The sequence below is a fragment of the Vibrio sp. D420a genome, from assembly GCF_030248625.1.
Classification (GTDB): domain Bacteria; phylum Pseudomonadota; class Gammaproteobacteria; order Enterobacterales; family Vibrionaceae; genus Vibrio; species Vibrio fortis_A.
The window spans coordinates 55001-65959 of sequence record NZ_JAHGAN010000044.1 but is presented as its reverse complement, the minus strand read 5'-3'; the positions used below and the strand labels follow the sequence as shown (position 1 = coordinate 65959).

The 10959-nt window shown below is 44.9% G+C and carries 5 protein-coding genes and 1 riboswitch; of the genes, 2 read left to right on the top strand and 3 right to left on the bottom strand.

Annotated elements, in window-relative coordinates; all coding sequences use genetic code 11:
- Positions 1-948: 948 nt before the first annotated feature.
- Entirely contained in the window at positions 949-2232 is a 1284-nt protein-coding gene (locus KI743_RS21945; protein ID WP_032552981.1) for a sodium:proton antiporter, read from the bottom strand.
- A gap of 169 nt (positions 2233-2401) precedes the next feature.
- Here KI743_RS21945 and metH point away from each other — a divergent pair, with 169 nt between their 5' ends.
- Entirely contained in the window at positions 2402-6079 is a 3678-nt protein-coding gene (gene metH, locus KI743_RS21940; protein WP_285468176.1) for a methionine synthase, read from the top strand.
- 61 nt (positions 6080-6140) lie between these two features.
- Here the strand turns inward: metH and lysC are convergent, their stop codons facing one another.
- Positions 6141-7514: a lysine-sensitive aspartokinase 3 gene (lysC, locus tag KI743_RS21935; protein ID WP_285468175.1), complete on the bottom strand. Its 1374-nt coding sequence runs from the start codon at positions 7512-7514 to the stop codon at positions 6141-6143.
- A 107-nt stretch (positions 7515-7621) separates the two neighbouring features.
- Positions 7622-7799, bottom strand: a riboswitch (Lysine riboswitch).
- Positions 7800-7975: 176 nt separating this feature from the next.
- Here lysC and KI743_RS21930 point away from each other — a divergent pair.
- Complete coding sequence (locus tag KI743_RS21930; protein WP_285468173.1) at positions 7976-9115, top strand: alanine--glyoxylate aminotransferase family protein; 1140 nt, start codon at positions 7976-7978, stop codon at positions 9113-9115.
- Between the two features lie 62 nt (positions 9116-9177).
- Here the strand turns inward: KI743_RS21930 and KI743_RS21925 are convergent, their stop codons facing one another.
- On the bottom strand, positions 9178-10953 hold the full coding sequence (locus KI743_RS21925) for a PglL family O-oligosaccharyltransferase (RefSeq protein ID WP_285468172.1): 1776 nt from the start codon (positions 10951-10953) through the stop codon (positions 9178-9180).
- Positions 10954-10959: the final 6 nt, after the last annotated feature.

Below are 10959 nucleotides of genomic sequence, written 5' to 3'. Positions count from 1 at the left end.
CACCCCTGCCATCTTCGAAAGCCTCAGCAGAAATGCTGAGGCTTTTTTGTATTCGACTGCCAAAAAATAAAACAGCGGATTCTGAGGTTACCAGAGATACATACGTTGAGAGTTAGATTTCAAACATAGTCGAATTCCCGGAGTGCCGGCCCAGTCCCCCCAACCATATTCAAAGGCACTGACTAACGTCAGAGCCTTTTTGCTTTCAATACCATTAACAGAATAGCTGATTCCCCGATCACCAAAACAGCGTGTATTGAGAGTAGCTGTGCCAACATAGTCGACCTCTGAATCACTAGCCTAGTTCACTTGCCATATACTAAATTTGGAACAGTGTTTAAAGAGCTAAGCAAATCGCTCACTTATCCGATCGAGTCTTTGAAGTGTCGGCGCAATAGAGCATTGCCATATTGAAGGCTCTAGTTGAAACGCTAACGTATTTGTACTTTCTAAAGCTTGTGTTGGGACTTAGAAATTTTCAACTTTGCTATGTACTGAAGCCTTGGTAGGCATGTTAGGGTTTTCCGTCTGTGTTTCTAAGGAGTAGTGTTAAGATAGCTAGATGACTTGGCTCATTAGTTCAAAGGAGCTATGAAGTAGTTAGCGTTCTTGCTGACCAGTATCAGGAGCTCTAACTGATGTCGGAGCTTTTTGTTGTTTAAGAAGTACTACTCAACTCCTAGCGACATGAATAAAACAAGTCTCAAATCCCTAACTTCTAGTCCGATTCCTTCCCAATCCGTAAATAAAAAGATGGTCTGGTGTTGTTGAACCTAGTTATTACTTAACTTTTGGTCAGTTCTAATTCGTTAGTTGCCAAAAAGTGAGACTTTCGGTGGATGCTTCGATGTATTAATGCTGAGTAGTAATGGTGACTAGCAGAAGAGATGTTTTGGAGGGAAACGATAGAGGCTACTTAGGAGGCAGCCTCTATACAGGGGACGAGTGTTATTTGTTTAACTCTTTTTCTGCGAGCTTAGCTTTCTCAATCATTGGTGTAATCGTTGAGCCTTGAATCAAGATTGAGAACACTACCACTGAATATGTCATGACTAGGATGATCTCTTTTACATCGATCAGTTTGTCTTCGATGACCCAGATACCTGACGGAATAGATAGAGCCATTGCGAGAGCTAGACCACCACGTAATCCGCCCCAAGTAAGAATTTTAACTGACCATGGGTTGTAGCTTCTAAAGCGCTTAAAGCCAATGTATGACAAGAATACACTGAGGTATCGTGCTCCTAGTACTAACGGTACAGAGAAAGCCATTAAGATCCAGTCTTCTTCGTGGAATTCAAAAAGTAGCATCGACATACCGATCAGCAGGAATAGCACGCCATTTAGGAACTCATCGACTAGCTCCCAGAAGTGGTCTAAGTGATCTTCACTCTCTTTTGAGAAACCGATAAAGCGAGTCCAGTTGCCGATCATAATACCTGATACCACCATAGCTAATGGACCTGATACATGAAGTACTTCTGCAAAAGCGTATCCAGCTGTTGGGATACCGATAGTCAGTAACAGCTCCATTGAGTGGTCGTCGGTGTTACTAATTAGATAATGGAATAGAAGGCCTAATGCAAAGCCGTAAACAATCCCGCCAATGGCTTCTTGGATAAACAACATCGTTACACTGCCTACCGTTGGTGCTTCAGTACCAAATGCGATAGTAAATAGAGTGACAAAGATAACCAGACCAAAGCCATCATTGAACAGCGATTCACCTTCAATTTGGGTCGAAATGCGTTTTGGTGCATCGAGTTTTTTAACGATCGCGAGTACTGCTATTGGGTCAGTCGGTGAAATAAGAGAGCCAAACAGTAAGCAGTAGATAAGATCAAACTGAATGCCGATAACCTGGCAGAATCCGTAAAGCACAAATCCAATAAAGAAAGTAGAAAACAGAGTTGCGCCCAATGCGAGTACCGTGATTTCCCACTTCTGATCTTTGAGGTTGGGTAGCTTAATCCCTAACCCACCTGCGAATAGTAGGAAACCTAAAATCCCTTTGAGTAGAAAATCTTCGAAGTTGATACTTGCCACTGTGTCTGAAGCGATTTCAGACAACTGAAACCAATTGTTTTGACCAGCAATCAGGATAATCAGTGAAAGCATCATCGAACCAGCAGTAATGGCGATAGTGGTTTGCATCTTTCCTATCTTGCTGTTTACAAACGCTATCAACATTGCTGCTGCAGATAAAAAGCAAAGTGTGTAGTAGACCGACATTGGATTTCCGATATGTAACAAAATATGAACATGAATTTTCGTCCTCTATCGCTTAAATAGCAAACTGTTTTTTGTCATAGATTAGTTATCAAATTCTCCGTTTAGACGTCTAGACTCCTTTTTAATGTGTGATAGGATGGAGTGATAATTAAAGGAATGAGGCTGTACTGTGGGAAGTAATGTAAAGCAACAGATCGAAGCTCAATTAAAGCAACGAATTCTATTGATCGATGGTGGCATGGGCACCATGATTCAGAACTACAAACTGGAAGAGCAGGATTATAGAGGAGAGCGCTTTGCTGATTGGCATAGTGATCTTAAAGGTAATAACGACCTTTTAGTACTTACTCAACCTCAGCTTATTAAGGACATACATTCAGCTTACTTAGAAGCTGGCGCAGACATCCTTGAAACCAATACCTTTAACGCAACCACCATTGCGATGGCTGACTATGATATGGAAAGCCTTAGCGAAGAGATTAACTTTGCTGCAGCCAAGCTAGCGCGTGAAGCCGCTGATGAGTGGACAGCGAAAACACCGGAAAAGCCTCGCTATGTCGCTGGTGTGCTTGGTCCAACTAACCGTACTTGTTCGATCTCTCCTGATGTAAATGATCCGGGCTATCGAAATGTTAGCTTTGATGAGTTAGTGGAAGCTTATTCCGAATCAACCCGAGCGCTGATCAAAGGTGGCTCCGATCTGATCCTGATTGAGACCATTTTCGATACTCTAAACGCTAAGGCTTGTGCATTTGCAGTTGATACCGTGTTCGAGGAGTTGGGTATTACTCTGCCTGTTATGATCTCAGGTACTATCACTGACGCATCAGGTCGAACGCTTTCCGGTCAAACAACTGAAGCTTTCTACAATTCATTACGCCACGTTCGCCCGCTATCCTTTGGCTTAAACTGTGCCCTAGGACCAGATGAGCTGCGCCCATATGTAGATGAGCTTTCTCGCATTTCAGAAACATTTGTCTCAGTTCACCCCAATGCTGGTCTTCCTAATGCATTTGGTGAATATGATCTCTCTCCTGAAGATATGGCCTCTCATGTAAAAGAGTGGGCGGAGAGCGGTTTCCTAAACCTAATCGGTGGTTGTTGTGGTACCACGCCAGAACATATTCGCCATATGGCTAATGTGGTCGACAATGTTAAGCCGCGTGCTTTACCTGAGTTAGCTGTCTCATGCCGCCTATCAGGATTAGAGCCCCTCACCATCGAAAAAGACACCTTGTTCGTCAATGTTGGCGAACGTACCAACGTTACCGGTTCTGCTCGATTCAAGCGTCTGATTAAAGAAGAGCTTTATGACGAAGCTTTGGAAGTTGCTCGTCAACAAGTTGAGAATGGCGCGCAAATCATTGATATCAACATGGACGAAGGCATGCTAGACGCTGAGGCGTGCATGGTGCGTTTCTTAAATCTATGTGCGTCTGAACCTGAAATTTCTAAAGTGCCTATTATGGTCGACTCTTCGAAGTGGGAAGTCATCGAAGCTGGCCTTAAGTGTATTCAAGGTAAGGGCATCGTTAACTCGATCTCTTTGAAAGAAGGTAAAGAGAAATTTGTTGAGCAAGCTAAGCTGATTCGCCGTTATGGTGCTGCAGTTATCGTGATGGCTTTTGACGAAGTTGGCCAAGCAGAAACCCGTCAGCGTAAGCTAGAGATTTGTACTAACGCATACAATATTTTGGTGGATGAAGTCGGTTTCCCGCCGGAAGATATTATCTTCGACCCGAACATCTTTGCGGTTGCGACAGGTATTGAAGAGCACAACAACTACGCGGTTGATTTCATTGACGCGGTAGCAGACATCAAACGCGACCTTCCATATGCGATGATTTCAGGCGGTGTATCTAACGTTTCGTTCTCTTTCCGTGGTAACAACTACGTTCGAGAAGCGATTCACGCAGTGTTCCTGTATCACTGTTTCAAGAACGGTATGGATATGGGTATCGTTAATGCTGGTCAGCTTGAAATTTACGATAACGTCCCAGATAAACTGCGTGAAGCGGTAGAAGATGTTGTTCTTAACCGTCGTGATGACTCGACTGAGAGATTACTGGATATCGCTGCGGAATACGCTAATAAAGGTGTTGGTAAAGAGGAAGATGCTTCCGCACTCGAGTGGCGTACTTGGGCGGTTGAGAAGCGCCTAGAGCATGCACTTGTCAAAGGTATTACTGAATTTATCGTCGAAGATACTGAAGAAGCTCGTTTGAATGCCAGTAAGCCATTAGAGGTCATTGAAGGCCCTCTAATGGATGGTATGAATGTGGTTGGTGATTTGTTTGGTGAAGGTAAGATGTTCCTTCCTCAGGTAGTTAAGTCAGCGCGTGTAATGAAGCAAGCCGTTGCACATTTGGAGCCTTTCATTAACGCTTCTAAGCAAGCTGGTTCTTCAAACGGTAAGATCTTGCTCGCTACTGTAAAAGGTGATGTTCACGATATCGGTAAGAACATTGTGGGCGTGGTACTGCAGTGTAATAACTACGAGATTATTGACCTTGGAGTGATGGTTCCTTGCGAACAGATCCTAAAAGTCGCTAAAGAAGAGAATGTCGACATTATCGGTCTATCTGGCCTAATTACTCCATCACTCGATGAGATGGTGCATGTAGCTAAAGAGATGGAACGTTTGGATTTCGATTTGCCACTGTTGATTGGTGGTGCAACAACTTCCAAGGCGCATACTGCAGTTAAGATTGAACAGAACTACAAGAACCCTGTGGTGTATGTGAACAACGCATCAAGAGCGGTTGGGGTATGTACGTCCCTGTTATCTGATGAGCTTCGTCCTGCATTTGTTGAGAAGCTAGATTTGGATTATGAGCGTGTTCGCGATCAGCACAACCGTAAAAAACCTCGCACTAAGCCTGTAACGTTAGAGCAAGCTCGAGCGAATAAAGTCGCTATTGATTGGGAAAACTATACGCCGCCAGCTCCAGCCAAGCCGGGTGTGCATGTTTATGATGATTTTGATGTTGCAACCTTGCGTCGTTACATTGACTGGACTCCATTCTTCATGACTTGGTCGCTAGTGGGTAAATACCCTGCAATTCTTGAACATGAAGAAGTAGGCGAAGAGGCAAAACGTCTATTCAAAGACGCCAATGACCTACTTGATCGAGTTGAACGCGAGGGCTTACTTAAAGCTCGTGGTATGTGTGCGCTGTTCCCTGCAGCAAGTGTTGGTGATGATGTTGAGGTTTACACTGATGAATCACGCACTGAGGTTGCTAAGGTTCTGCATAACCTACGTCAGCAAACAGAAAAGCCAAAAGGTTTTAACTACTGTCTGTCTGATTACATTGCGCCAAAAGAGTCTGGTAAGAAAGATTGGATCGGCGCCTTTGCCGTAACCGGTGGTATTGGAGAGCGTGAGCTTGCTGATGAATACAAAGCTGCGGGCGATGACTACAACGCTATCATGATACAAGCAGTAGCTGACCGACTTGCTGAAGCATTTGCAGAGTACTTACATGAGCAAGTACGTAAAGATATCTGGGGTTACTCCGCCGATGAAAACCTATCGAATGATGAGTTGATTCGTGAGAAGTACCAAGGTATCCGTCCAGCACCGGGTTATCCTGCATGTCCCGAGCATACTGAAAAAGGCTCATTGTGGGAGCTACTGAAAGTGGAAGAGACGATCGATATGTCTTTGACGAGCAGTTATGCGATGTGGCCAGGTGCATCAGTATCGGGTTGGTATTTCTCTCACCCTGATTCACGCTACTTTGCAATTGCTCAGATTCAGCAAGATCAAGTAGATAGCTACGCTGATCGCAAGGGTTGGGATGCGCTGGAAGCAGAGAAGTGGTTAGGTCCAAACATTAACTAAGATCGACTAGAAAGAGAAAGGGTTGCCATTGAGCAACCCTTTTTGTATCTAATTGATTATTTTACTCTTGCTCAAACAACTCTTGGTGTAGTTTTTGAATTGCCGAACGAGAGACAGACTCATGCACTAGGAAACAAAGATTGTGTGGGCTCGCACCGTAGCAGATCATGCGTAAGTTGAAGTCTTCTAGAGTGCTGAAGACTTGTTTTGCATAGCCTTTGCTCTCACTCATATTGTTACCAATAAGCGCAACAAGACATAGGTTGTGTTCAACTTCTACTGTACATAGCTCTTCAAGTTCTTTGCGTACAACTTCAGGCAACTCCGGGGCACCACCAGAAGTGTCTGTTTGATCGAGTGTCAGAGAGACACTGATCTCTGAAGTCGTAATAAGATCAACAGAGATCTTATGCTTAGCGAGGATCTCAAATACTTTCGCCAAGAAGCCGTATGCGTGGAACATGTTCGCACTGCGCAGTGTAACCATGGTTTGGTTGCAACGCAGGGCAAGTGCTCTAAACAGTGGTGAGCTCTCTACTTGTTGACGAATCCAAGTACCGCCTTTTTCAGGTTCTTTAGATGAACCGACAAAAACAGGAATCTGATGACGTAGTGCTGGCACTAATGTAGATGGGTGTAAGATCTTAGCGCCAAAATTTGCCATTTCAGATGCTTCGCTGAAGCTGATCTCTGGAATTGGTGAAGCTTTAGGGGCGATACGAGGGTCTGTGGTGTAGATTCCCGGAACATCAGTCCAAATCTCTAGACCAGAAGCTAATACTGACTCTGCAATTAGTGCTGCTGAATAGTCACTTCCGCCACGGCCAAGTGTGGTTGTATTGCCCTCATCGTCCGCACCAATAAAGCCTTGAGTGATGACGACGTGTTCTTGACATAAAGGAATCAGTTTCTCTTGAGCAAGCTGCGAGATCTGCTCCAGTTGAGGTTCTGCTTTGCCGTAAGCGTCATTGGTACGCAGCACTTCTCTAATATCAAATCTGACGGCGGATACGCCACGCTCTCGAAGAATTTGCGCAAAAAGGTGAGTCGACATTAGCTCACCACACGCCACTAAGTGGTCAGTTAACTTGGCACTTGATTGAAAAGATGCAGCTTCTGCAGCACTCGCTACATTGTCCAGAATCGTATGGATCTCTTTCTCGACACTCATTGGCTCTGCGAGTTGATCCAAAATCGCGTGATGAATATCTGTTAGTTGGCTCATTAACTCTTGGCGGCGACCTTGGTCTTGCACACCGTTAGCTAATTCAACTAAAAGGTTGGTGACGCCTGAACACGCACTGCTGACAACAAGCTTGGTATTGGGGTTATTCTCAATAATGGCTGCACAGCGACTCATTGCTTCAAAGTTAGCAACGCTTGTCCCACCGAACTTAGCGACATTAAAAGAACCAGCTACATTAGATGCGCTCACGATAAATCTCCCGACTTCCTAAAATAAAAATTACTGTTGGTAATCCAACGTCCAATGTTTTGAAGAGAGGGTTTAGAGCAAAAAGAGAGGTGTGTATTTGAATTGTAAACCTCAGAAGCTCCTCATCATATTGGAATGATGACAGTTAATGGGATTCAGCCCGATTAACCGATAACAGAAACCCGACATGTTTCTGTTACCTCGGCACTGCTCCCCCTGAATGTTCTGTATTGGAAATGTGGTTCCACAAAACATCTACCTGGGCAGTGCTCCTCTTCTGCTTGATAGCTGTTTTATTGAACGTGTTTGCGGTAAGAATGTCAATCGGTAACTCAAGATAAAGTGAAAATAAATTTAACAATTCTGTGACACTGGTTTGACCTCGAGACTTTCGACTAATTGCTGAGGTAGTGGATTTGCTTTAGTGTGGAAGGTTCATGTCATAAACATAAGGGATAATTATGTCGAACCTGCACACAACAGCCATCGCTGAAAGCTTTTTTCCTCCTCATCGCACGCTAATGGGACCGGGGCCTTCTGATATTTCCCCTCGAGTGCTACAGGCTCTGAGTCGTCCTACTATTGGCCATTTAGATCCTTTGTTTATCAATATGATGGATGAGGTGAAGCAGCTATTAAAGTATGCCTTTCAAACGGAAAATGAGTTTACGATTGCTGTCTCAGCGCCGGGTAGTGCAGGTATGGAAACTTGTTTCGTCAATCTGATTGAACCCGGCGAAAAAGTGATTGTGTGCCGTAATGGTGTATTCGGTGAGCGAATGCGTGAAAACGTAGTTCGCTGCGGTGGCGAAGCTATTCTGGTTGACGATGAGTGGGGGAAACCTGTTTCCGTCGATAAAGTTGAGCAGGCACTGTCCGAACACCCAGATGCCGTTGCTGTTGCGTTTGTTCATGCAGAAACATCAACGGGCGCCCTTACGGATGCGGAAGCGATTTCTCAGGTTGCTCGTCGTTCTAACGCACTAACAATCGTAGATGCTGTGACTTCATTGGGTGGAGTCCCGCTGCTGGTGGACGAATGGCAGTTAGACGCCGTCTACTCGGGTAGTCAGAAGTGTTTGTCTTGTGTTCCGGGTCTTTCGCCTGTGACTTTTTCTCAAAAAGCGGTAGAGAAGATGAAAGCGCGTCAATCGCCTGTGCAAAGCTGGTTCTTAGATCAGAGCTTAGTGCTTGGGTACTGGAGTGGTGAAGGAAAACGTAGCTATCATCATACTGCGCCGGTAAATAGCCTGTACGCTTTGCATGAGTCCTTGGTGATTCTCCGTAATGAAGGGTTAGAGAATGCCTGGGAGCGTCATCAATCAGCGCACCGTGAGCTAAAGGCAGGGCTTGAATCTCTTGGTTTAAGTTTTGTGGTTGAAGAGGGAAGTCGACTACCACAATTGAACGCGGTGTATTTCCCTGAAGGAATTGATGAAGCAGCTGTTCGCACACGATTGCTTGAGGAGTACAATCTAGAGATTGGCGCGGGTCTTGGCGCATTAGCCGGGAAAGCGTGGCGAATTGGCTTAATGGGTTATGGCGCTCGCAAAGAGAATGTTGCCTTGTGTTTGAAAGCTCTGGCGGATGTTTTGAAGTAAATACTTCGTATCATTGATTTGAAAGGCGAACGGGTTATCTCGTTCGCCTTTTTTATTAGGTGCTATTGAGCGCTGCTTTGCGCTGATGATGTCGATGACTTTACCCGTGATGGGCGCTGATACTGCACGGTCGAAAAATCTCTATTAGGGAACAGGAATTGCGCTTCGCTGCGAATCTGTTCGGCTTTGCTTTCGTCCCCCAAGCCTTGGTAAGCCAAGATCAGGTTGTTGTAAAACGCAGGTCGTGGTTTTGACTTGATGATATTCAAAGACCAATCGATATACGGCTGAATCAGTTTTGGATCTTCTTGATAGAGTCCTATATTGAGATAAGTACTGTAAATATCCCAATCGTAGCGATCTTTCCAAACCACAGGGTTCGAAACCTCTTTCAGAATATCCGGATTTTTAGGCTGTGATTTCTCAAACTTGGTAAGCACATAGTTGGTGTGTAAGGCGCTCAACATATAGAAGCTGACAAGAATTGGCACAACCAAGCTCGTTACTCTAAATAAGGTCTTACTGATAACGCTAAATCCTTTTTGGTAATGGTAGGAAGTGCGTTGATCAACCCAGTAAAGGAGCACAATAAAGGTGATCCAGTGAATGGCCGAGTGGTAAAACGGGTACTCAAGTTGTGAGTGTAGAACGATCGGGATAAACAACGCGAACAGAGCTAACTGTGTTCCCTTTGTTGCGGTCGTTATCCGACCTGCGACCAAAGCCGCTGCAAGTAGAATACCGATGATCGGTACAATACCCCCTTCAACACCCCAAAATAACAACTCATTGTGCGGGTGGTCCATCGCAGGAAGCCCCGGGTGATAATTGGAGTTGAGTTGATGTTGACGTGCTGTGTACAGCGTATATTCAGACTCAAATTTACCGTAGCCATAACCAGAGAATGGCTTTTCTACCATCATATCGAGGGCTTGCGGAAAAGTATAAGCTCGAGGGCTTTCTAAGTGTGTACGCTTGCTGGCTAAGCTATCAGCTGCCTGTAAGTTGATAATAGCAAAACCAGCAATCAATCCGAGCAATACAGAACCGCACCAGCCGTAAAAACGTTTCTTGGTCGAAAACTTGTAAAGGTATGGCAGGATAAGGACAAAGCTCAATATGCTAGCTAGCCAACCCGTCCGGGATGCTATGATGATCAGCAGTGGTACTGTGATCGCAGGCATGAGATAGAGCAGAAATGACTCGCTCAGTTTAAGGTTGTATTTGGTCGGCTGTCTCGCCAGAAGATATGCAGAAAGCACAAAGCCAGTTGCGAGAAAGCTCGCCATCACATTTGGCTGCTGGAAAATACCATAAGGGCGGTTGGCTTTGGTGTTGTAGCCAAACATATTGCCAGCTTCTAAGAAAAAGTACTGGAAGTAACCAAACAGAGCTTGGATCATAACGGCGAGTACAATGAACCAGAGTAAGCGCTGCTTATGTTTATTACTAAACTTGAACTGCTGAAGAAGAACGAAAAAAGAGAAACCCGTCCATAGCCCGAGCAAGCGGCCTGAAGCACCGGAAGGCGCTGCGTTACTGTATAGGACTGGCAGTGTAAGAATTATGCAGCTAATCAGAAGCCCAATAGTGAGCTTTGAGTATTTGATAACACGGTTATTGGCCATTTGATAAAAACCAACTGCTAGAGTAACGCTCAAGGCCAGCCAAGTGGTAGGATTGAAGGAGAGTGCTAAGCCTGAACCACCAGGGTTAGGCATAAAAAAGTGCATAGCGATGAGAAAGACAACGGCCAAAGAAACCAAAAAGGGCTTATTGAGCGGGAGTTGAGTCACTTGACCCTCAAGCTGTGTACCACTGGTGTGTATTGTCGCCATAGATCC